The organism is Roseivirga sp. (assembly GCF_034669765.1).
In the GTDB taxonomy this organism is placed as follows: Bacteria; Bacteroidota; Bacteroidia; order Cytophagales; family Cyclobacteriaceae; genus Roseivirga.
The window spans coordinates 706,004-728,759 of record NZ_JAXMOQ010000001.1 but is presented as its reverse complement, the minus strand read 5'-3'; the positions used below and the strand labels follow the sequence as shown (position 1 = coordinate 728,759).

27 protein-coding genes are annotated in these 22,756 nt (G+C 40.0%); 16 read left to right on the top strand and 11 right to left on the bottom strand.

Annotated features, from left to right (window positions below; all coding sequences use genetic code 11):
- Position 1 precedes the first annotated feature (1 nt).
- Positions 2-1,051, bottom strand: coding sequence for a dTDP-glucose 4,6-dehydratase (rfbB, locus tag VOI17_RS03115; protein ID WP_323755769.1), 1,050 nt, complete (start codon positions 1,049-1,051; stop codon positions 2-4).
- Between the two features lie 174 nt (positions 1,052-1,225).
- On the opposite strand from rfbB, the gene VOI17_RS03110 reads away from it, so the two are divergent.
- The 5 genes from VOI17_RS03110 to VOI17_RS03090 all read left to right on the top strand — a co-directional run bounded on the left by VOI17_RS03110 (position 1,226) and on the right by VOI17_RS03090 (position 5,172).
- Complete coding sequence (locus VOI17_RS03110) at positions 1,226-2,365, top strand: acyl-CoA dehydrogenase (protein ID WP_323755768.1); 1,140 nt, start codon at positions 1,226-1,228, stop codon at positions 2,363-2,365.
- Between the two features lie 130 nt (positions 2,366-2,495).
- Complete coding sequence (rpsU, locus tag VOI17_RS03105; RefSeq protein WP_068411356.1) at positions 2,496-2,690, top strand: 30S ribosomal protein S21; 195 nt, start codon at positions 2,496-2,498, stop codon at positions 2,688-2,690.
- A 53-nt stretch (positions 2,691-2,743) separates the two neighbouring features.
- On the top strand, positions 2,744-3,640 hold the full coding sequence (locus tag VOI17_RS03100) for a tyrosine-type recombinase/integrase (RefSeq protein WP_323755767.1): 897 nt from the start codon (positions 2,744-2,746) through the stop codon (positions 3,638-3,640).
- Positions 3,641-3,665: 25 nt separating this feature from the next.
- Positions 3,666-3,962, top strand: a complete 297-nt coding sequence (gene hpf, locus VOI17_RS03095) for a ribosome hibernation-promoting factor, HPF/YfiA family (protein WP_323755766.1) — start codon at positions 3,666-3,668, stop codon at positions 3,960-3,962.
- 166 nt (positions 3,963-4,128) lie between these two features.
- Complete coding sequence (locus tag VOI17_RS03090; protein ID WP_323755765.1) at positions 4,129-5,172, top strand: BF3164 family lipoprotein; 1,044 nt, start codon at positions 4,129-4,131, stop codon at positions 5,170-5,172.
- 187 nt (positions 5,173-5,359) lie between these two features.
- On the opposite strand, the gene VOI17_RS03085 is transcribed toward VOI17_RS03090, so the two are convergent.
- Genes VOI17_RS03085 through VOI17_RS03070 form a run of 4 tightly spaced genes read right to left on the bottom strand, consistent with a single transcriptional unit; the run spans position 5,360 to position 8,173 of the window.
- On the bottom strand, positions 5,360-6,187 hold the full coding sequence (locus tag VOI17_RS03085) for an MOSC domain-containing protein (RefSeq protein WP_323755764.1): 828 nt from the start codon (positions 6,185-6,187) through the stop codon (positions 5,360-5,362).
- A gap of 32 nt (positions 6,188-6,219) precedes the next feature.
- Positions 6,220-7,053: a hypothetical protein gene (locus VOI17_RS03080; protein ID WP_323755763.1), complete on the bottom strand. Its 834-nt coding sequence runs from the start codon at positions 7,051-7,053 to the stop codon at positions 6,220-6,222.
- A 2-nt stretch (positions 7,054-7,055) separates the two neighbouring features.
- Positions 7,056-7,673 (bottom strand): TIGR04282 family arsenosugar biosynthesis glycosyltransferase, encoded by a 618-nt coding sequence (locus VOI17_RS03075; RefSeq protein ID WP_323755762.1) that lies wholly within the window; start codon positions 7,671-7,673, stop codon positions 7,056-7,058.
- A gap of 5 nt (positions 7,674-7,678) precedes the next feature.
- Positions 7,679-8,173: a rhodanese-like domain-containing protein gene (locus VOI17_RS03070; RefSeq protein ID WP_323755761.1), complete on the bottom strand. Its 495-nt coding sequence runs from the start codon at positions 8,171-8,173 to the stop codon at positions 7,679-7,681.
- 83 nt (positions 8,174-8,256) lie between these two features.
- Here VOI17_RS03070 and meaB point away from each other — a divergent pair, with 83 nt between their 5' ends.
- Positions 8,257-9,249, top strand: a complete 993-nt coding sequence (meaB, locus tag VOI17_RS03065) for a methylmalonyl Co-A mutase-associated GTPase MeaB (RefSeq protein ID WP_323755760.1) — start codon at positions 8,257-8,259, stop codon at positions 9,247-9,249.
- Positions 9,250-9,344: 95 nt separating this feature from the next.
- On the opposite strand, the gene VOI17_RS03060 is transcribed toward meaB, so the two are convergent.
- On the bottom strand, positions 9,345-10,058 hold the full coding sequence (locus VOI17_RS03060; protein ID WP_323755759.1) for a head GIN domain-containing protein: 714 nt from the start codon (positions 10,056-10,058) through the stop codon (positions 9,345-9,347).
- A 243-nt stretch (positions 10,059-10,301) separates the two neighbouring features.
- Between VOI17_RS03060 and VOI17_RS03055 the strand changes: the two genes are divergently transcribed.
- Complete coding sequence (locus tag VOI17_RS03055) at positions 10,302-11,636, top strand: NAD(P)/FAD-dependent oxidoreductase (RefSeq protein ID WP_323755758.1); 1,335 nt, start codon at positions 10,302-10,304, stop codon at positions 11,634-11,636.
- A 15-nt stretch (positions 11,637-11,651) separates the two neighbouring features.
- On the top strand, positions 11,652-13,079 hold the full coding sequence (locus VOI17_RS03050; protein ID WP_323755757.1) for a 4Fe-4S binding protein: 1,428 nt from the start codon (positions 11,652-11,654) through the stop codon (positions 13,077-13,079).
- 66 nt (positions 13,080-13,145) lie between these two features.
- Here VOI17_RS03050 and VOI17_RS03045 read toward each other — a convergent pair whose 3' ends face one another.
- The 5 genes from VOI17_RS03045 to VOI17_RS03025 all read right to left on the bottom strand — a co-directional run bounded on the left by VOI17_RS03045 (position 13,146) and on the right by VOI17_RS03025 (position 17,210).
- Complete coding sequence (locus VOI17_RS03045; protein ID WP_323755756.1) at positions 13,146-13,625, bottom strand: DinB family protein; 480 nt, start codon at positions 13,623-13,625, stop codon at positions 13,146-13,148.
- Between the two features lie 67 nt (positions 13,626-13,692).
- On the bottom strand, positions 13,693-14,946 hold the full coding sequence (metK, locus tag VOI17_RS03040; RefSeq protein ID WP_323755755.1) for a methionine adenosyltransferase: 1,254 nt from the start codon (positions 14,944-14,946) through the stop codon (positions 13,693-13,695).
- 80 nt (positions 14,947-15,026) lie between these two features.
- A complete protein-coding gene (locus VOI17_RS03035) occupies positions 15,027-15,737 on the bottom strand; it encodes an SAM-dependent methyltransferase (protein ID WP_323755754.1) in 711 nt (236 codons plus the stop codon).
- Positions 15,730-16,497 (bottom strand): alpha/beta fold hydrolase, encoded by a 768-nt coding sequence (locus VOI17_RS03030; RefSeq protein WP_323755753.1) that lies wholly within the window; start codon positions 16,495-16,497, stop codon positions 15,730-15,732. The genes VOI17_RS03035 and VOI17_RS03030 overlap by 8 nt, the downstream gene beginning before the upstream one ends.
- Positions 16,497-17,210, bottom strand: a complete 714-nt coding sequence (locus VOI17_RS03025; protein ID WP_323755752.1) for a pyridoxine 5'-phosphate synthase — start codon at positions 17,208-17,210, stop codon at positions 16,497-16,499. Before VOI17_RS03025 ends, VOI17_RS03030 begins: the two co-directional genes overlap by 1 nt.
- Before the next feature lie 66 nt (positions 17,211-17,276).
- Here VOI17_RS03025 and VOI17_RS03020 point away from each other — a divergent pair, with 66 nt between their 5' ends.
- From VOI17_RS03020 to VOI17_RS02985, 8 genes are all read left to right on the top strand, one after another.
- Positions 17,277-17,729: a GatB/YqeY domain-containing protein gene (locus VOI17_RS03020; RefSeq protein ID WP_323755751.1), complete on the top strand. Its 453-nt coding sequence runs from the start codon at positions 17,277-17,279 to the stop codon at positions 17,727-17,729.
- Positions 17,730-17,733: 4 nt separating this feature from the next.
- Positions 17,734-18,264 carry a CvpA family protein gene (locus tag VOI17_RS03015; RefSeq protein WP_323755750.1) on the top strand — a complete coding sequence of 177 codons (531 nt, stop codon included), beginning with the start codon at positions 17,734-17,736 and terminating at the stop codon, positions 18,262-18,264.
- A complete protein-coding gene (locus tag VOI17_RS03010; RefSeq protein ID WP_323755749.1) occupies positions 18,261-18,827 on the top strand; it encodes an aminodeoxychorismate/anthranilate synthase component II in 567 nt (188 codons plus the stop codon). Before VOI17_RS03015 ends, VOI17_RS03010 begins: the two co-directional genes overlap by 4 nt.
- A gap of 22 nt (positions 18,828-18,849) precedes the next feature.
- Positions 18,850-19,614, top strand: a complete 765-nt coding sequence (locus tag VOI17_RS03005; protein WP_323755748.1) for an alpha/beta hydrolase — start codon at positions 18,850-18,852, stop codon at positions 19,612-19,614.
- A complete protein-coding gene (locus VOI17_RS03000; RefSeq protein WP_323755747.1) occupies positions 19,611-20,276 on the top strand; it encodes a CBS domain-containing protein in 666 nt (221 codons plus the stop codon). The genes VOI17_RS03005 and VOI17_RS03000 overlap by 4 nt, the downstream gene beginning before the upstream one ends.
- Positions 20,277-20,282: 6 nt before the next feature.
- Positions 20,283-21,158 carry an NAD kinase gene (locus VOI17_RS02995; RefSeq protein WP_323755746.1) on the top strand — a complete coding sequence of 292 codons (876 nt, stop codon included), beginning with the start codon at positions 20,283-20,285 and terminating at the stop codon, positions 21,156-21,158.
- Positions 21,159-21,253: 95 nt separating this feature from the next.
- Entirely contained in the window at positions 21,254-21,934 is a 681-nt protein-coding gene (locus VOI17_RS02990) for a DUF6089 family protein (RefSeq protein ID WP_323755745.1), read from the top strand.
- A gap of 81 nt (positions 21,935-22,015) precedes the next feature.
- Positions 22,016-22,747 carry an isoprenyl transferase gene (locus VOI17_RS02985; RefSeq protein ID WP_068411314.1) on the top strand — a complete coding sequence of 244 codons (732 nt, stop codon included), beginning with the start codon at positions 22,016-22,018 and terminating at the stop codon, positions 22,745-22,747.
- The last annotated feature ends 9 nt before the right edge of the window (positions 22,748-22,756 follow it).

Here is a 22,756-nt window from a genome sequence, read left to right as displayed (position 1 = left end):
ATTAGTCTTCGTACTGATTATTATAATATGACTGATACTGTCCTGAAGTTACGTTGTTCAACCACTCTTCATTGGCCAAATACCAATCTACGGTTTTTTCCATTCCCTCTTCAAATTGTAAGGAAGGTTCCCAACCCAATTCTTCTTTTATCTTATTAGCGTCAATTGCATAGCGCATATCGTGGCCAGCTCTATCGGTTACGTAGGTAATCAACTTTTCAGAAGTACCTTCGGCCCTGCCCAACTTCTTGTCCATCACTTTGCAAAGTATCTTCACAATGTCAATGTTCTTCCATTCGTTAAAGCCCCCAATATTATAGGTTTCGCCTTGTTCTCCTTTATGGAAAATCATATCAATGGCCTTGGCATGATCTTCTACAAAAAGCCAATCTCTGATATTTTCACCTTTGCCGTAAATAGGCAAAGCTTTACTGTTCTTTATATTGTTGATGCACAAAGGCAACAGCTTTTCTGGGAACTGAAAAGGACCATAATTATTGGAACAGTTAGAAACTACAATCGGCATTTTGTAAGTATTGGCATAAGCCCTAACGAAGTGATCTGAACTCGCTTTTGATGCTGAGTAAGGTGATTGTGGATCGTAAGAAGTGGTTTCCAAAAAATAACCAGTTTCGCCTAAAGAGCCATACACCTCGTCAGTAGAAACGTGGTAGAAAAGTTTATTATCGAAGTTTCCCAACCAAGTATTTTTGGCTGCATTCAAAAGGTTTACTGTACCCATTACATTGGTTTTCACAAAAGCCAAAGGATCGGTAATTGAACGATCGACATGAGACTCAGCAGCCAAGTGGATCACCGCATCAAACTGATGCTCTTTGAAAATATCATCTAAGAAATCAGCATCATTAATATCTCCTTTTATAAAAGTGTAATTCGCCTCTTCTTCAATATCCTTCAAGTTTTCAAGGTTACCTGCATAAGTGAGTGCATCCAAATTGTAAATGGAATAATTTGGGTATTTCTTCACAAAAAGCCTCACCAAATGGCTTCCTATAAAGCCTGCTCCGCCTGTAATTAAAATCTTCTTCATGTTTTCCATATTGAACATGTTCAAAGATAACAGATTGACCCTATTCGACATCTCACCTTTCGACAAGCTTTCTGTGTGCTTCGTTAAATGAACAAAAATATTCGACAAGGATTTTGCCTAACGATCGTTTGTTCGGTTAATGAAATTGCGTAATTTTCAGAAAATAAAACAACCATGGATTTTGACCTAAATGAAAACCAAACCATGATCGCCAGTATGATCAAGGATTTTGGAGAGAAAGAAATAACTCCTTTTAGAAATAAATGGGACGATGACCAAACCTTCCCAGTAGATGTAATGAAAAAATTGGGCGACCTTGGCCTTATGGGCGTTGTGGTGCCTCAAGAATACGGTGGCTCTGGTTTTAGCTATGATGAATACGTTACCGCTATTATGGAATTGACCAAACTCGATCCAGGGATTGGGCTTTCTATGGCCGCTCACAACTCCTTATGTACAGGTCATATTCTCCAGTTTGGTAGCGAAGAACAAAAGAAAAAATGGTTGCCAAAATTAGCTACTGCTGAATGGATTGGATCTTGGGGCTTAACCGAACCTAACACAGGATCAGATGCCGGCAACATGAAAACCACTGCCAAAAAAGACGGCAACGAATGGGTAATTAACGGCACTAAAAACTGGATTACGCATGGTAAAAGCAGCGATATTACGGTGGTAATAGTTCGTACTGGCGAAGTGGGTGATTCTCATGGAATGACAGCCTTTGTAGTAGAAAGAGGCACTCCTGGTTTTAAAGGAGGCAAAAAAGAAGACAAGCTGGGTATGCGTAGCTCAGAAACGGCAGAGATGATTTTTGAAGATTGCCGCATTCCTGAAGAAAATGTCTTGGGTGAAGTCGGTCATGGTTTTATCCAATCGATGAAAGTTTTGGACGGAGGTAGAATCTCTATCGCGGCTTTAAGTTTAGGTATTGCTGAAGGCGCTTTTGAAGCCGCTTTGAAATACTCTCAGGAAAGAGAGCAGTTCAACCAACCTATTTTCAACTTCCAAGGAATCTCTTTCAAACTATCTGATATGGCTACAAAACTAGAAGCTGCTAAGCTTCTTACTTTTAGGGCTGCTCAGCTAAAAAATGAAGGAAAGAACGTCACTAAGGAATCGGCCATGGCAAAATATTATGCTTCCGAATGTGCAGTTGAGTTCTCGAACGAAGCCGTTCAGATATTCGGTGGTTACGGTTACACAAAGGATTATCCAGTAGAGAAATACTACCGTGACTCTAAACTTTGCACCATTGGTGAAGGGACTTCAGAAATTCAAAAACTAGTGATTTCAAGGTCTATCTTGAAGTAAAACGACAGGCATTTTTACAAAACCTACAAAGGGCAGCTTTTTTGCTGTCCTTTTTTTGTGGAAATCAGTGGTTTAGAAAAAAAAACCTCTATTTTTGCAGTCCAATTTGAAGGGAGGTGTTTCAAGGATTATGATTATTATAAACGTAAAAGAAAACGAATCTATCGACAGAGCTCTAAAAAGGTTCAAAAAGAAGTTTGAAAGAACGGGAGTTTTGAAAGAGCTAAGAGCAAGACAAGCTTACCAGAAACCTTCAGTTGCTAATAGAGCTGAAAAGATCAAAGCTGCTTACAAAGAAAAAATGTACGCCAACGACAACTACTAAGGCTTACTTTTTTTTCTAATCATATTTAATCACTATGTTAGTACTGTTTGCAAATGCGCAGTACTAGCATGGTTGATTCATTCCTCAAATACATATCGTTCGAGAAAAGATACAGTAAGCATACTGTTATTTCCTATCAATCAGATCTCGCGCAATTCACAAATTACATTTCGGAACAATTTAAATGCAGTGACCTTAGTTCGGCCACTCAAATTATGGTGCGTTCTTGGGTGCTATCCTTAATGGACGCTGGTACATCGCCCCGCACCGTCAATCGGAAAATTGCTAGCCTCAGGTCTTATTATAAATTTTTAATCAAGCGAGGCGAAATCGAGAAGGACCCAACCATCAAAGTTCGCTTACTCAAAACTCAAAAGGACTTACCCAGCTTTGCTGATGAAAAAGAATTAGTCAACCTTTTAGACAAGTTTGAGTTTACAAATGACCTTGAAGGACTAAGACAAAAGCTAATTATTGAATTACTTTACGGAACAGGCATAAGATTATCAGAATTAATTGGCCTCAAAGATTCCGATATTAACCACCATCAAAACACACTTAAAGTATTGGGTAAGAGAAACAAAGAGCGGGTGATCCCCATAGCGGCACCACTCCTCTCAATCATTGCTCAATATAAAGCTGAGAAAAATCATGTGTTTGGAGGCAATCCAAATGCTCCATTGCTCGTAAACAACAAAGGAGACAAGACATATCCGATGATGATTTATAGAATAGTAAATAATTTCTTGGACATGGTTTCTTCTACCGAGAAGAAAAGTCCCCACGCCCTGCGGCATACATTTGCCACGCACCTTCTAAACAAAGGCGCAGACCTAAACGCTGTGAAAGATCTTTTAGGGCACAGTAGTTTGGCGGCAACGCAGGTTTATACACACAATTCGCTTGAAAAACTGAAATCGGTTTTTGATCAGGCACACCCTAAAGCTTAAGTTTTAACCCTTAAACATTACGATTATGAAAGTACAAATTCAATCCGTTCACTTCGTTGCAGATGACAAATTAACCGACTTTATTCAAAAAAAATTAGATAAACTAGATACCTTTTACGACCGAACTATTGATGCTGAAGTCATTTTGAGAGTGAATAACGAGGGAATTGAAAACAAAACGGTTGAGATTAAATTGAACGTTCCGGGCGACCAGCTTTTTGCTGAAAAGACCAACGGTTCGTTCGAGGCCGCCACCGATCATTGTACTGAAGCCTTGCGTAGACAAATCAAAAAGCACAAAGAGAAATCTTTGGCGCACTAAGAATAGATAAAATTCATTACATCAAATGAGCTGCTTTAAATTAAGGCAGCTCATTTTTTATTGCCATTTTCAGTATTGAACAAGTGGATAAACGTATATTGATCCTAATTTTTCTGCATAAATAATAAAAGGTCAATAACATTTATCTGAAATTAACTGGTCAACTATGTCACTAAAACTCAAAACCTGCATCCATCTTCTATTATCGGTTTTCATTTTCGCCAGTTGTAGTTCTTCTGGTAGTGATGCCTCTAATCAAGATATAATCGTCAAAGAATTCCCTAAAACAGCAACAATTTCGGGTACGCCTACAAAGGAAATCATGTTAACCACCACTTGGGCAAATCTTGTTGTAGTCGATACATTTTTAGTGATTCAAAAAAGAGAAGCACCCTTCATAAAAGTATATAGTACAAACAGCCATCAACTGCTTGGGGAAACTGGTACACAAGGTTCAGGCCCCAATGAGTTTGAAATGCCAGATATGTTAAAGCAAACCTCTTACGATAAAGACAATAACTCACCCATAATAAGGCTATACGACATAGGCACTAATCGAATTTCCAAAGTAAATATTCTAAAAGTCATTAAAGGCAGCGATAATGCCATTACGCAAGAGCGCGCACCTGATTTAAACAGTGTCACTGTAACTTTACATCATATTGATGACTCTCTCTTTTTAGCCAACCCTGAAACCGGTGGGAGGTTTGTAATTCTTAACTCCAGCACAAAAGACACAACATATATCCCTTTTATTCCTGAATTAGATGTAGAAATGAAAGACTATACCAAGTCCTCCATCTTTCAGTCTTTCGTTTTAGTCAATAAAAATAAAAACAGATTTGTTGCAGCACCTATGTTCTTAAACGAACTGAATTTCTTTGATTTACAGGGCAATTATATTCACTCCACAATTATCAGCCCTAGGGAGAACCTACTTCCTCCTCCTGGTATTCAAGCTCTTCCTACAGGCATAAAACGTTACGCCTCGTCATTGGTAGAAGTTGAAAATAAAATCTATGCATCGAGAAGAGGGCCAGACGAAGGTAAAATTCAAGTGTTTGATTGGGACGGAAACCCTTTAGAACAGTATACTTTAGAAGTTGATAGTAGAATTGGCTCTTTTGCCTACGACAAAATACACGAACGATTTTATGTGTGCTTTCCAGATGAAGAGCCCTATAATATTTATACTTACCCGTTAAATTAAGAACCCGTATTTCAGTTTATGAAACTTAAATTCTCCATTCCCTTAATATTGCTTATCGTTTTTGTTGGGTATCTTCTTAAACAGTACAGTTTAACCGAAGGCCTATTTATTCTTATTGTGGGACTTGTGGGTGGCGGATTAGCTGAGTTATTGGTTAAAAAGATAGCGAAGAAGAAAGCTTAATAGCTTATAAAGCTGAAGCCTTCCTTTCCAACACCTTAAGCAAATAACCCACCTTTAATTCCCCCTCGCTGGTGGCGATAAAGTTCTCGCCAAAAAGTATTTTGTTACCCGTTTGACGATAAGTACTCAAGGTTTTTAGTGGTTCCTTTCCTTTTTCAGAAGTATCAGGGTTTACGGTGGTCATTACGCAACGGGCGCAAGGCTTTACGCCATACATCTCAATGCCGTTGCAAAACACTTTTCGTATCTCATCTTCCTCGTGAGCTTTTCCACCTTTGAAAACGATACTCGGCCTGAACCTTCTCATGTCCACCGACTCATCAAGCTTCCCGTTCAATTGGGCTAAAGATTCTTCGCTGATCATCAGGTAAGGATAGCCATCTGCAAAGCTGACCTTGTCGGTTTCGTTAATGGCATAGCGCTGGTCGGCTTGACGGATAGAATCATCGTGCATGTACATCAGTCGGCACTTCATTCCTAAAACAGCACTGAACCATTCGTCTGCTTCGGGACTCACAGGTTTTGCAGGGCAGGTATCGTCCCAAATGGTCACCATTTCTGGAGAAGTATTGGGTTCGTCCAAACTGATTTTGAGCGGGCTTACCGCTTCTGTTTTGTGCCGAACTATAATTTCTGAAGCCGTCAATTCTGGCTGAAGCAAAGCCATTTTAGCGTATTTGCGCTGGGTGATGAATTGATTATTTTCATCGACCAACATGAACCTGCGGTCGTGTTGAAAACCACGGCTATCTACTTTGGCTTTTGCTACTTCAATACCCGCCAAGGACTTAATCGGATAAATATAAAGTGCGGTAATAATCAGGTTCGACATGGCTTTTTTCTTTGTGCCCCCAAGTTAAAAGTTTACCTCCAATATTGATATCGGCTTACGGTATCAAGTTCAAGTTTGTAGCCATTCCATGACTGTTGGGAGCGCAAAAGGTTGGGGTATTCCTTTTCAAATAAGTAAACGTTCGTTTTTTCTGCGTCAAGCTTTACTTCCACTTGCCAAGTATCACTTTTTTCGACTACCGAAAATTGAGCATTATAAAGGATTGGTTCTTTTACTTTCGTGTTGATTTGGGCTTCTAGCAAACGTGCATTAAAAGTTAATCCATCTTCAAAATTTAAAGCCCTTAGCGCATAACTCAGTTGGTCTTCCCATAAAAAGTCGGTGCCGCTAATTTCCATTTCACCATCGCCCTTTCCGTCAAAATAACTGTTATAATCATATGCGTAGTGGTCGTCTTCTACTAAAAACTGCTTGAAGGTATTGCCACACCATTCCTGACCCGTGTGTGTCATTTTATACAATTGGTCGGGTTGATCTCTTTTAAAGAAAAGGCTACTGAGGTAATGATAGGGATAGTTATCGGTTTCAATACGTGCGAACTTATTCACCTTCATCACGCTAAAAAGATCGTCCCTTTTATAGTCGTCCGTCTTTACATTCCATTCCTTATTGAACTCTTCTTTTACGGTAACAAAAACCTGATCGAAGCTTCTGGTTTTTCCATAAATATTCAGTTCTGCACGATAATGTGCCACTTCGGCCAAGCCATCTTCCCACAGTTTATCCATCGCCCAATTTTGGTCGAAATGCGCTTTCGGCACATATTGATCTTGAGCAGAATTTTGAGGAGTGCTGCAAGCCGAACTGATAAAAACGAGCAGCAGTAAATTGACAATAGCTTTCATAATTACGCCTTTTTATGTTCTTTCAAAATATCCTGAGCCCAATCGCCCAAGTCTTCTTCCGTATCAACATCATTTAAAACAGGGAGTTCAAAATACGAAAGTCCTTTATGCTTAAAATCTTGAATGGTAGAAGGAAAAACCTCTTCAGTACTCCATTTCTTGTTTTGAAACACATCAGTAATCAAGCAGTTCATTCCAATAAGATAATAGCCACCATCCACGGCTTCGCCAATCACAGCATCATGCTTTTCCAGAGAGGAAAAAGCTTGGTTCAAGATGTCAGTAGTTAAGTCATAGCAGTCGCTGCCGATGACGCAGATCTGTTCATAACCCTTATCGATAGCCGATTGAAATGCTGCCAACATTTTTTCACCTAAATCACCTTTAGTTTGAAGCGCTTTGAAAAACCCACCCTCGGACCACAAGTCATTCTCTCCCAAAGCCTGATCGTAAAACACAGTTTTGTCCACCGCTAAAGGTTGGGTTATGGTTTTTGTTCGCTCCAGTAGACGTTTATAAATCGCCAAAGCGGCTTCCTCTCCTACCGTAGCGGCCAAGCGGGTTTTTACCTTTCCCAATTCTGGGTTTTTAACAAAAATGATGAGTAATGCTTTTCCCATATATCTTACTTAACCGCTTCTCCTTTTTTCAACCAAAGGCCAAAGATGCCCTTATATACATGTACTTTTTCAGTGGTTTGTCCTTTATTGTCTACCACTTCTAAACCTTGGTTCTTCCAGTTTACAATTCCCAAATCGATGTTGTGCACATTCGAAAACCCTTGGATTTGAAGTTCTTTCGCCAAACTGGCGCTTCGAACCCCTACGGTACAATACACCAAAATCTCGGTGTCGGGTTCAATGTTTTTCAACACTTCTGGTGTAAAACGTTTGGCACCCGACAAATGACTGACTTCATATTCTGCTTGCTCGCGCACATCTAAGATCAGTAGTTTTTGGGATTGAATTAAGTTCTTCGCTTCAATCGGACTAATGTTTGAAACCTCTTTAGGGTAAAATAAACGTGCCGTTTGTGGTGTAAAGTAGAGTATTGTCGTCAGGAGAAACAGAAGACCTAATGGCCAAAGCAGCATCCGTTTTCCAAGTTTTTTAAATGCCATTGAGTTTCCTTAAGGATATTTGATCGGTTTGTTCGACAATCATGTTTGGCCAAGTTAAATAATTATTACTTTCGGTACTGAAGATGTTGAAATCAAAAAGACTTAGTGTAAAAGCCTATACCGAAGGAATCCTAAATTCAGATCGCCTGATCTTGAGCCGTGCCATTACTTTGGTGGAAAGTAATTTGCCATCGGATATTGAGCTGGCACAAGCATTATTGGAGAACATTATTCCACATGCGGGCAAGGCCATTCGTATTGGCATTACGGGAGTTCCCGGTGTTGGAAAAAGCACTTTCATCGAATCCTTTGGTGAGTTTCTAACGCAGCAGGACAAAAACTTAGCGGTACTTACCATTGACCCAAGCAGTCAGTTAAGCAAAGGCAGTATTTTGGGAGATAAGACCAGAATGGAAACTCTGGCCAGAAACCCTAAAGCCTTTATCCGCCCATCGGCATCGGGCACTGCGCTTGGTGGTGTAAGTGGAAAAACCAGAGAGGCCATGTTGCTTTGCGAAGCCGCTGGGTTCGATGTTATTTTTATTGAAACCGTAGGCGTTGGTCAGTCGGAAACTTTGGTGCATGGAATGGTGGATTTCTTCCTATTACTCATGCTCGCTGGAGCAGGTGATGAGCTGCAAGGGATAAAAAAAGGCATCATGGAAATGGCCGATGCGGTAGTCATCAATAAAGCAGATGGCGACAATATTAAAGCCGCAAAACGGGCTAAAGTTGAATACCAAAATGCACTTCACCTATTCCCTGCTTCAGAATCAGGTTGGATTCCAGAAGTAAAAACATGTTCTGCCTTACAAAACACTGGCTTGTCTGAAATATGGCAAATGATGGAAAAATACGTTCATCACACCCAAACCAACGGTTATTTTGAGGTGAATCGAAAGGCTCAGAATTTGAATTGGATGAAGGAAAACATCGGTGCATTATTAGAACAAGAATTCTATGCCAACGATGCTGTGAAAAACAGCCTTCCTGAAATTACCAAAGCCGTCAAAGCTGGTTCTTTACCTGCCCTCAATGCGGCCAGACAGCTAATCCAAAAATTTAAAGGTAAATAAAAAGTCCCCTTCAAAATTTCGAGAGAGGACTCTCTGTCATTCTGTTCCGAATTTTCGGAATCTGTATAATTTTCATGGAGCAAGGTCCAAAAATCTTACTCTCCTTTTCTTACGCTTGAAGCACCCGAAGTATCTGAGTCTACCGAAGCATTTCCACGGTAACGAACGCTAGAGGCGCCAGAAACATTGGCTTCTAATCTTTCAGAAACATTAACTCTTGCATTGCTCGCTCCAGAAATACGCAAGTCTGCAATTTTATTCTGAAGATCGTAAGCACTGTAAGTAGAGGCGCCTGTAATACGTACTGTTTGTTTATCGGCCCTACCTTTCAAATTGATTACGCATGAACCAGAAACTTCAAGGTTTAAATCATTCACGTCTAAATCTAAGTTTAGAGACGAAGCTCCTGAAAGATCAATGCTCATTTTACTGCTTTCTAAAGTTTGCATGGTTTTGATGGAAACCGCACCACTAGCAGAAATGGATTCGAGTGACTTTACTGTAAGATAGGCCCTTGGGGTTTCTCTCATTCTGTAGCCTCTTCGCCCCGATTGATCTCTCATTTTGATGGTCAATCGGCCTCCTCTTACTTCTGTGATTACATCATCCATGTAGTCCTCATCAATCTCTATTTCTAAAGACTCTTGATTCCCGATTCGGATTTCAACTGCAAAAGCATTGCTTACGCTCAACTCTCTAACGCCAGATATTTCTCTTTTCTGCTTGGCTTGCCCAAAAGCGGTCATGGCAAACATTACCATAACAGCGGCAAGTAAAATTGGTCTCGAAATTCTTAATAATGTTTTCATTTTCTTAAAACTTAAATCTGGCCTAAAGATGGCCATCAATGTAAAAGGTTGCATGGCCTATCATTAATACTGGTTCAAGATAAATATGTTCACTCATTTAGCAAGGGCGAGGTTAGACATGCGGCATTAATTCCTTAAATTCAACAAAAGCTAAACCCCGACTTGATAAGAGTTTGTATTATCGTCATAAAAACGACATGTTCAAGCAACTAAAAACCTCAACTTGGGTATTATCATCCATCTATGTATAACATTGTAATTATAGGAAACGGCATTTCGGGTATTACCACAGCCCGCCATGTACGCAAACTAAGTGATCATAAAATCACTGTGATTTCTGATGAAACCGATCATTTCTTCTCCAGAACTGCGCTCATGTATGTTTATATGGGTCATATGAAATACGAAAACATCAAACCTTATGAGGATTGGTTTTGGAAGAAAAACAGAATCGACCTAAAACGTGCCTTTGTCGAAAAGGTAGACACAGAAGGTAAAACCCTCCATTTTTCCGGTGGAGAAACGATGGCTTATGATAAGTTGGTAATCGCAACCGGCTCTAAACCCAATAAATTTGGTTGGCCAGGTCAAGATTTAGAAGGTGTACAAGGCCTGTACAGTTATCAGGATTTGGAAACCATGGAAGCCAATACCAAGAACATTTCCAGAGCTGTCATTGTCGGAGGAGGCTTAATTGGAATTGAAATGGCCGAAATGCTTCGCTCCAGAAATATCCCTGTTACATTTTTGGTGAGGGAAGAAAGCTTTTGGGACAATGTTTTACCCAATGGCGAGTCTCAAATGATCAACCGTCACATCAAAGAACATCATATTGATCTACGACTGGCAACCGAATTAAAAGAAATTATTTCAGACGGAAATGGCCGAGTGAAAGCTGTAATTACTGGAACAGGTGAAACTATACAATGTGAATTTGTTGGGCTCACCGCAGGTGTTTCCCCAAACATTGGGCTTTTAAAGGGTTCAGGAATTGAAACAAAAAGAGGCGTCTTGGTTGACCCATTCCTCAAAACCAATATTGAAGATGTATACGCACTTGGCGATTGTGCTGAATTTTTAGAGCCGAATGGAGAACGAAAAAACATAGAGCAAGTTTGGTATACGGGCCGAATGATGGGCGAAGCACTCGCCAGAACACTATGCGATAAACCGACCAAATATGAACCTGGGCATTGGTTCAATTCTGCTAAATTCTTAGACATAGAATACCAAACCTACGGTTGGGTTTGGGCGAAAGCCAAAGAAAATGAAGGCGACTTTTATTGGGAGCACAAGAATGGGAAAATTTGCCTTCGACTGCGCTGGGAGAAATCTACAGGTAAACTGTTAGGCGTAAACAATTTCGGTTTTAGGCTTCGACATCATGCTTTCGATAAATGGTTCAAGGAGGGAAGAACAGTGGATTATGCGCTTGAACACTTAAAGGACGCCAACTTTGACCCTGAGCTTTATAAAACCTATGAGGCTGAAATCATTGCGCAATTCAATCGCGAAAACGGCAAAAACATTCAGCTTAAAAAGAAAAGCTGGAAACGTATTTTAGACTTTGTATCATAATTCAAATAGGCAATAATGTCGACTACAGAACCGAATTTATCCATTTCGAACCCACATCCAGAAGATACAGATGTAATCCAAAAAATCGCCTTGGTGGTGGCCTGCTTTGGAGTGCTGATACTCTTGGCGGCTTGGGCCAATGTGGCCTTAGATGCTGCAGTATTTATGCCCATCGCCATTATTTCGATGATAGGCGGAACCACAGTTTATGGTGCGAGAAGCTATTTAAAGCAACCTGAAGGAATTAAGAACAATGGTGTTTGGCACTTTTCATTGACCAGCCGAGGCGCATTTGCTTGGGCAGTTGGCATTTTGCTTACAGGCTTTTATATCCTATTGTATTGGTTTCCTGGTTATGTGGGTTTTGTTCAGAGTGGTGAAAACCAAGGTTTGGTCGCGCTGTTCGATCCCTTAAGCATGGCCATAAAAGGCCGCCCTGCCAGCCAATGGTTTATGTATGGAACACTTTATACCATCGCCATTTTGGCTTTAGGCATGAAGTTCATTTTCAAATACAGACACAACCGTTATCAACTTATAAGAACCATTTCGGTGATGATTGCTCAATTGGTTTTTGCCTATACAATCCCTGAAATATTAGCCGCGCTTAATTACAACGATGTCACCACCACGGCTGGCGAATATGCCGGCTATTATGGTGCTGACATTAAAAACGTTTGGCCACTCGATTACGACTTCTTTTATAGCTATCACTTAGATGCGATGAAGGAGAAGGCTTATCAGCCTTTCGGAATGATTTATTTAGTGGTTGGGATTGGCTTATTCTTAATCGGAACCCCTGTTTTAACCTACTTGATCGGTAAGCGATGGTATTGCTCTTGGGTATGTGGTTGCGGTGGTTTGGCAGAAACTGCAGGAGATCCATTCCGTCACCTTTCTTCAAAAAAACTAGGCGCTTGGAAACTTGAGCGTTGGCTCATTCACAGTGTTATGATCTTCGTATTTGTAATGACAGCCGTTACGCTCTATGGATATTTTACGGGTAGCAGTTCCGTTTTTGGGCTCGATATCTATTCTAAATTCCAAAAACCTTATGGTTTCTTTATTGGAGCCATTTTCTCAGGAATCATCGGAGTTGGCTTTTACCCCATGCTAGGCAACCGTGTTTGGTGCCGCTTTGGCTGCCCAATGGCAGGCTATATGGGCATTATCCAACGTTTCAAATCAAGGTTTAGAATTACCACGAATGGTGGCCAATGTATTTCGTGCGGAAACTGCTCTACCTATTGTGAACAAGGAATTGACGTAAGGGCATATGCCCAAAAAGGGCAAAATATTGTTCGTGCGAGTTGTGTAGGTTGCGGAGTTTGTTCTGCGGTTTGCCCAAGAGGAGTACTAAAATTAGAAAATGGCCCGGAAGAAAAACGTTACGATTTACCTCCAATTATTATTGGTAATGAGAGTGTGAAAATTTCAGATTAGCTGAATAGGATCATCACTTAACAAAAAAGGAATTGTCACACATTTGACAATTCCTTTTTTGTTATCTCAGGTGTTAGAGATAATCTCCTCAATCTGACCCAGATGATGCTTTAAGTGCTTGATATAATCGTTGATGAAATATTCAAGCGTTGTAGGTTGATCTGCGGGTACAGGTTTCCAAGCAATTATATCAAGGTTATGATTTACTCTTTCCTTGGTCAACACCTTGTCTGGAATTTGACTGACGATGTAATCGATATGGAGGTTGTATTGTCTCCATAGAATAATCAAATCATGCCATTTCGCGCCAGCATAATTTTGGTTTTCTACCCAAGCTACTTGATCGTAGCCTTCAAAAATCAAATCATCCGTAGATTGTGCTTTCACAAAACGCGCATGGTTATTTGCAGCCGAATCGATCATATGCCCCATAATTTCTTGAATCGACCACTTGCCAGCATCGAGCCTTAGATTGGCTTCGTTTTCGGGCATCATCATAAAGCGCTCAAAGGCGGAAAGAATCGTTTCTCTTAAATTATGTTCCATAGCTGCTAGTTAAATAAAAAGCCCGATTCGGTGAATCGGGCTCAAATAATTATTTATGAAGTAACGCTTAAAGCCCGAAAGCCGCTTTTACTTGATCTTGATAATCTAATTTTTCCCAAGTAAATAATTCCACTTCTCTTTCGTGCGACATTCCGTCAGCACCGATAAAGCTTTTCTTTACTATTTCGTTCTTTCTACCCATGTGGCCATAAGCAGCAGTTTCAAGATACATTGGGTTTCTCAATTTCAATCTTGTTTCGATAGCATAAGGACGCATATCAAATACCTTAGTCACGATTTTAGCGATCTCACCATCGGTCATATCTACATGAGCCGTTCCGTATGTTGAAACGAAAATACCCATTGGTTCAACCACTCCAATGGCGTAAGAAACTTGTACCAAAACTTCGTCAGCTACACCAGCAGCCACCAAGTTTTTAGCGATATGTCTTGTAGCATAAGCTGCAGAACGGTCTACTTTTGAAGGATCTTTTCCAGAGAAAGCACCTCCACCGTGAGCACCTTTTCCACCGTAAGTATCTACAATAATTTTTCTTCCTGTTAAACCAGTATCACCATGCGGCCCGCCAATTACAAACTTCCCTGTTGGATTGATATGATACTTAATCTGACCATTGAACAATGCTTGAAGGCTCGCTGGTAATTTCGCCATTACTCTTGGGATCAAGATATTGATGATGTCCTTACGGATAGTTGCTAACATTTCTTCGTCAGCAGCAAAATCATCATGCTGTGTAGAAACTACAATACTGTCAATTCTCAACGGCACGTTATCATCAGAATATTCAATAGTTACCTGAGATTTTGCATCTGGTCTTAGGTAAGGTATTTCTTTACACTCTCTTCTGAGGTCTGCTAATTCCTGAAGAATTTTATGAGAAAGGTCTAATGCTAAAGGCATGTAGTTCTCAGTCTCTTTAGTAGCGTAACCGAACATCATACCTTGGTCACCAGCACCTTGCTCTTCTTTGCTTGCTCTATCAACACCTTGGTTAATATCTTGAGACTGCTCGTGAATGGCTGAAAGCACACCGCAAGACTTACTATCGAACTGATATTCGGCTTTTGTATAACCAATTTTCTCGATTACACTTCTTGCAATTCTCTGAACATCAAGATAGGTGTTAGACTTTACCTCTCCTGCCAAAATCACTTGGCCAGTAGTCACTAAAGTTTCACAAGCTACTTTTGAATCAGGATCGAAAGCCAAGAAGTTATCGATAAGTGCATCAGAAATTTGATCAGAGACTTTATCAGGATGTCCTTCAGATACAGACTCAGAGGTAAATAAGTATGACATATTATAATGTTAGTTTATTCAAATATTGGAGCGCAAAAATAGGCTTTTGATTTTATTATGAAAACAAATGTTTAGTAATACTAACTGCTGTAAAGCAGAAAGATAGCAGGCGTCTTTTTCATGTCAATGTCCGAAGCCTTCCATTTGCCCACTGACTTTGATACAATATGCTCCGTTGCACCAGAAATATCTTTGGCTACGCATAAGAAAGTTTCTTTTCTAGCCACTTTTAGGATGTCTGTCAGTAAGGCTTCATTTCGGTAAGGCGTATCCATAAAAATTTGGGTAACGTTCTTCAGGTTCGACTCCTTTTCCAAATCTCTAATCGCTTGCTGCCGCTCCTTTCTGTCGATTGGCAAATAGCCATGGAAGGTAAAAGACTGACCATTGAAACCGCTCGCCATTAAGGCCAGAAGTATTGAAGAAGGTCCAACCAATGGATTCACTTTCACCCCAAACTGATGTGCCATGTGTACTAAACGAGCTCCAGGATCGGCTACTCCTGGGCAGCCAGACTCTGATATGATACCAATGTTCTTTCCTGATATGGCGGGTTGTATCAATTCGAAACAGTCTTCGAAAGAGGTTTTCTTATTGAGAATCTCAAACTCAAGTTCTTCAATCACCAAACCAAGCCTCAAAGAACTAAGGTATCTTCTAGCAGTTCGCAAATCCTCAACATAAAACAGATCACATTTAAGAATCGCTTCTCGCACTTGCTCGGGAATAACTGCTTGTTGAGTATCGGCAGAAATCACATTCGGAATCATAAAAACTTGTCCACTACCCATTTTGTAAATAATCTAAAGTGATATTTAAAAATTCTTCTGGCTTTTCGGCATGAAGCCAATGGCCCACGCCTTCTATGGTTTCGATTTTACTTTTCTTAAAAATGGAATGAATTAAGTTGAAGTCGCTATCCTTAATATAATCCGATTTCCCTCCTCTTATAAAAAGTGTGCTCCTTTCATAAACCGAATTGTGGTTTAAACCCATGCCCACTTTATCAATTTCTTTAGCAATTACATCTAAGTTCATTTTCCACTCGAAGGCATCGTTGCTCCTTGTTAGGTTTTTAAGCAGGAACTGACGAATTCCAAACTCTGGAGTGTATTCGGCTAACTTTTCATCCGCTTCTTTTCTAGAACTCAATTTGGGAAGATCTAATGAATATAAACCTTTGAAAATAAGTGCGTGATGAGGCGGGTAAGACTGTGGACCAATATCGGCCACAATCAACTTATCCACTCGATTTGAATGTTCTGTTGCGAAAGTCATGGCCACCTTACCCCCCATTGAATGTCCAAGAATATGGGCCTTTTCAATGTTATGATTGTCCATAAAGTTGAGTAAATCCTCTGCCATGGCTGGATAAGAAAACTCATCGTCATGGAAAGACTGACCATGATTACGTTGGTCAAGAATATATACCTTAAAATGTTCAGCATACTTTTTACCCAGGGTAAACCAATTGTCTGATGTTCCCAACAGGCCGTGAAGTATAATGAGTGGTTTCCCCTCACCCAATTCTCTGAAATAGAGTTCTTGCATTATCTTAATTCTCTTAAATAAAGTTGAATAGTATTTTCTATCCCCAAATATAGGGCATCACAAATCAAGGCATGTCCAATAGACACTTCATCCATAAAAGGAATTTCTTGTTTCAAGTAGGCTAAATTCTTTAAATCTAAATCGTGACCAGCGTTAATCCCGAGCCCCAATTCCTTTGCTCTTGCTGCCGCCAACTTATAATCAGCAATCGCTCTTACCTTATCTTCCTCATAAGCCGAAGCATACATTTCGGTGTAAAGTTCAACACGATCCGTGCCTACTTTTGCGGCCCCTTCAATCATATCAATATCTGGTGCTACAAAAATTGAAACACGTATCCCAGCCGCTTTTAGTTCCGAAATCACCCCTTTTAAAAATTTCTCGTGGGCAACGGTATCCCAACCTGCATTTGAAGTAAGTACTCCAGGAGGATCGGGTACTAGCGTGGCCTGTTCTGGCTTCACTTCTTTCACCATGGCCATAAAGCGTTGGTCAGGATAACCCTCAATATTGAATTCAGTAGTTACTACTTTCTTCAAATCGTATACATCCTGTCTGGTAATGTGGCGTTCATCCGGCCGCGGATGTACGGTAATTCCTTGAGCACCAAATCGTTCGCAGTCCTTTGCTACCTGCGCTACATTGGGGTTGTTTCCGCCACGGGCATTCCGGATTGTGGCTATCTTGTTGATGTTGACACTAAGCTTAGTCATGGAATATTTTTATTTGCATAACTTTGCCCGCAAGTTAATGATTTCATTGATCGTAAAAATTTTGAGATGAGCCTAAAACAACAGATTGACGCAGATATTAAAAGTGCAATGCTTGAAAAGCGTAAAGATGACTTGAAAGCCTTGAGGGCCGTCAAATCAATGATTCTTTTAGCCGAAACTGAAAAGGGAAATACAGAGGGAATTTCGGAAGATGCCGAAATGAAACTTTTGGTAAAAGCCGTGAAGCAAAGAAGAGATTCTGCTCAGATTTATAAAGAGCAGAATAGAGAAGACCTATATGCCGTTGAAATGGCAGAAGTTGAGGTCATCGAAAAATATTTGCCCAAGCAGCTTTCTGAAGAAGAAGTAAAAGCCGAGCTACAAAAAATCATGACTCAAGTAGGTGCCACTGGCCCTCAGGACATGGGTAAAATGATGGGTGCCGCTTCTAAAGCCCTTGCTGGTAAAGCAGATGGCAAAACCATTTCAACTTTAGTGAAACAATTACTGACAGCCTAATTCATTGAAAACCCTTGATATCATACTATTAATACCGCTCATTTTTGGAGCGGTAATGGGTTTTAGAAAAGGGTTACTCTTAGAAATAATCGGGATATTGGCCTTTGTCTTGGCCATTATTGGCGGTTTTAAACTTATGGAAATCGGTATTTCATATCTTCAAGAGCACATTGAGGGCATGGATCACCTCCTTCCATTCATTTCCTTTCTTCTTATTTTTCTGGCCATCATTCTGCTGGTAAATATGATAGGAAAATTAATGAAGAAAGTGGTGGATATGACGTTGCTTGGGGGAGTGGATAAATTTGCTGGTGCCATTGTTGGCATTGCAAAATGGGCCATTGGCTTAAGCATTCTCCTTTGGCTTACTAATAACTTTGGCATTGAACTGCCTGGGCAAGATGAAGATTTGGTGCTTTATCCCTATTTGGTAAAACTGGGGCCTAACCTAATTGAAACCCTCAATGTAGTATTGCCTTTTGCCGAAGAAATGCTGGACTCTATTAAAGAAATGGTTTCTCCACAAATCACTTGATACTCATTTTAGATAACTTCGATTCGTTCACTTATAACTTGGTGGATTACTTTGGGCAACTCAATGTGAAAACCGAAGTCATTAGAAACAATGTTGCCATACATAATATCAACTTCAGCAAGTATTCTGGTATTGTTTTATCGCCTGGGCCAGAGAAGCCAGAAAAAGCTGGTATCTTATCAGAAGTTGTGCAAACCAAAATTGGGCAAATACCAATACTCGGCATTTGTTTAGGCCATCAAGCCATTGGTCAGCACTTAGGGGCTACTTTGGTAAAAGCCAGTTACCCAATGCACGGCAAAATTTCCAGGATTAAAACCAAAGAAGCCGTTATATTTAATAGTTTGCCCAATGAATTTGACGTGGTTCGTTATCATTCGTTGGTACTTCAAAATTTACCAAATGACCTTTCTCCTATAGCACAAACGGAAAATGGAGAACTAATGGCATTTGAAAATGTTACATTAAAAGTAACGGGAATTCAGTTCCACCCAGAAGCTATTTTGACCCAATACGGATTAGAAATGCTAAATAATTGGGTGAGTTTTTATAATATTGTTTAAATCGTTAGCTAAAACTGACCACATGGCATTAGAAATTAAAGAAGAAAAAGGATACGAGTATATAGATGAGGGGCAAGGCGAAGTAATTGTACTCCTTCATGGACTTTTTGGAGCTTTAAGTAATTGGGAAAGCGTAGTAAGTCAATTCTCTAAAGAATACAGGGTTATGATTCCGATGCTGCCTATTTATGAAATGCCAATCAAACAAGCTGGGCTTGAAGGTTTGGTGAAACACCTTGAGGGCTTTGTAGCCTTAAAAGGTTTGACGAGCATGAAACTCATGGGCAACTCACTTGGCGGCCATATAGGTTTGATTTATACACTGGCCAACCCAGAGAAAGTCAACGGACTAATCCTAACAGGTAGTTCTGGACTCTTCGAAAATTCAATGGGCGGAAGTTTCCCAAAAAGAGGGAGTTACGAATACATTAGAGAAAGAGTAGAATACACTTTTTATGACCCTAAAACCGTTACCGAGGAGTATGTAAACGAGGTATTTGAAACCACCAAGAGCATTCCAAAATGTATGCGAATTGTGGCCATCGCAAAGTCTGCGCAAAGGCACAATATGGCAAAGGAAATCCCGAACATTAAAATACCAACGCTACTAATTTGGGGCCTTAATGATACCATTACACCTCCAATTGTGGCCCATGAGTTCAACAGGCTTATACCTAATACGAAACTAAGGTTCATAGATAAGTGTTGTCATGCACCAATGATGGAACACCCTGAAAGATTCAATCAATTACTTCAAGAGTTTTTAGACGAGCAAAAAGCAGCATGACCGCAGCAGAACTGATTAATTATTTAATTCCTCCTTTAAAATTGACCGATGATGGCAACAAAGCCATTATTTGGATGGAAGAATTGCGGACCAATCAGTTACCTGTGGTAGAAAAGGGGAAGTTTTTGGGCTTTATTTCGGAAGAGGTAATCCTTGAAAATAATGATGCTACCAGGCCCATTCGGGAATATGACCTATTTGCCGAAGATTGCTTTATTTTTGAAGATCAGCATTTTTACGATGTCATTAAAATGGCCCATGAACACGAGGTTCAATTGGTTTCTGTTTTAGGTAGAAATGGAAATTTCTTGGGCGTGGTAACCATTGAAGACACCATTAGCAGTTTTGCTCAATCAATGGCCGTTCAAGAACCTGGAGCAATTCTAATTGTCTCCATGAACTATAGAGATTATTCTTTGGCCGAAATCAGTAGAATTGTTGAAGGCGAAAACGCTAAAATTTTAAGCAGTTGTGTCACTAACGATTACATGGATGCTTCACGGATTAAATTAACCCTAAAGGTTAATCAGCCCGATATTTCTCATATTAGTGCTTCCATCGAACGTTTTGGTTATAAAGTGATTGGAAAATTTCAAGAAATTGAAATCAAATCGAATGATCAAGACCGTTATGATATGTTGATGAAATACCTCAACATTTAATCGCCTATGAAAGTAGCCCTCCACGGAAAAAGCATCACCCCTGAAGCCATTGATTGTGTTAAAGACTTGCTTCAGGTTTTAGACGAGAAGTCTATTGATATTTCGATGTCAAAAGATTTTGAGAAGCAGTTGAAAAAAGTAAAGCTAAGCGCCAATCCAGAAAGAATTATTTTACCAGGTGATGACCTGTCAGACATGGACTTTGTTTTAAGCCTAGGAGGTGATGGCACCATGCTAGACACCATTGCCTATACCGCACAACACGAAACCCCCATTGTAGGCATAAATCTTGGAAGGCTTGGCTTTTTAGCCACTACCCCTCGAGGTGAAATCAACAATGCTGTTGAATCACTAATTTCATCAGACTATAATATAGAAAGTAGATCATTGATTCATGTTGATTCAAATGAAGACCTTTTTGCTCCTTTCAATTTTGGGCTGAACGAATTCACTATTGTCAAAAAAGAAACTTCATCGATGATTGTTGTGCATACCTATGTAGACGGTGAATATTTAAATGCATACTGGGCCGATGGTTTGATTGTTTCAACCCCAACGGGATCAACAGGATACTCCTTAAGTTGTGGAGGGCCATTGGTTCACCCAAGGTTAAAGAATTTTATTCTAACCCCTGTTTCTCCGCATAACCTTAACGTTCGGCCAATTATTGTTTCAGACCAAAGCGAAATTACTTTCGAAATTGAAGGTAGAACTAACCGTTTTATGGTGTCTTTAGACTCAAGGTCATGCAGTGTAGACGATAAAGTAAAAATATCCGTTAAGAGAGAGTCGTTTGAGGCAAAGCTGGTAAGGTTCGCCCATAACAGCTATTTTGATACCTTACGACATAAGTTGAATTGGGGGGTTGATGCCAGAAATTGAATTAACAATATTTAACTGGCCATTTTTGAAACGAAATCACAATGTTATCTAGCTTGCGAGCATATCATACGGATAAAACTGTATTACCTAAGTTTTTGAAAAAATCATCTTTGATGGTGGTATTTCTACTGTCAATTTTCAGTCTAAGAGCACAAGACTCTGAGGTTGGTTTTGAGCTAGGCACTTATAACTACCTTGGCGATGTAGCCCGAGCCTATGATTTTGGAAATTCAACTTTAGGAGCGCAGTTCTTTGTTAGAAAACACCTTAATAACGGTTTCAATACCCGGATTTCAGCGGGGTATGGTAAACTAAAAGGTGTGGATAACGAAGCATTTGACGTGTTTTCAGCAAATAGAAATGCTTCTTTCAAAGGCCGTTTTTTCAATGTTGATTTTCTATGGGAATATAACTTCCTCGATTTTCGAGACGAAAAATTACGGCAATTTTGGACTCCTTATATTTTATTTGGGGTGGGCGCTTACAAATATACCGGGGAAGATGGCTTTGGCTCATCATATAATTCTGGAATAAGTTTAAGGTTACCAATAGGAATAGGCCTCAAGTATAGAATTGATAGAAGGTGGACATTGGCAGCGTCAACCAGTGCAATAAAGTCTAATTCAGACGATTTGGACAATGTCTCTATCAATACTCCTTCTATAAAAGATTATAGAGGGGGCAATCCTAATGATGACGATTGGATGTTCTTCACGTCAATATCCATTAGCTACACACTCTATAAAATCGTCTGTCCTCAAGACAAATTTAGATAGCACTGATAAAGAATCAATTAGGGTTTAAAAACAATAACCATTTTCGTACCTTCGCAATCGCTTTTTCGCGGAGCAGATACAATGAAGAACAAAATTAAGCTCGACTCACTTCCGAAACACATTGCCGTAATCATGGATGGTAATGGCCGTTGGGCAAAAAGCCAAGGTGCAGCCCGTGTTTTTGGCCATAAAAACGCTATTAAGGCGGTAAGAGACACTACCGAAGGGTGTGCAGAGTTGGGCGTTGAGTACCTTACCCTTTACGCATTCTCAACAGAAAATTGGAAGAGGCCAAAGTTAGAGGTTAATGCTCTGATGCAGTTATTGGTAGCCACCATCAATAAGGAAATAAAAACCTTAATGGACAATGACATCAAGTTGACTGCCATTGGTGATATCGAAAGTTTACCAAAGTCATGTCAACGTGAATTGGCTCAGGCAATGGAAACAACCTCGAAAAACAAAAGAATGACTCTGGTTTTAGCTTTGAGTTATAGTGGTAAGTGGGACATTACCAATGCCATGAAACAAATAGGCCTAAAGTGCGAGAGTGGAGCGTTAAAAGCTGAAAACATTACAAGTGAAATTATTGAAAACCATTTGTCTACATCGGGGATTCCTGATCCAGAGTTGTTGATAAGAACAAGTGGTGAGCAAAGAATAAGTAATTTTCTATTGTGGCAAATGGCATATACCGAGTTTTTTATCACGGACACCCTTTGGCCAGACTTTAGAAGAGAGCATTTATACGAGGCAATTGTCTCGTACCAAACAAGAGAAAGAAGGTTCGGTAAAACGAGCGAACAGATATAGAATTAACCT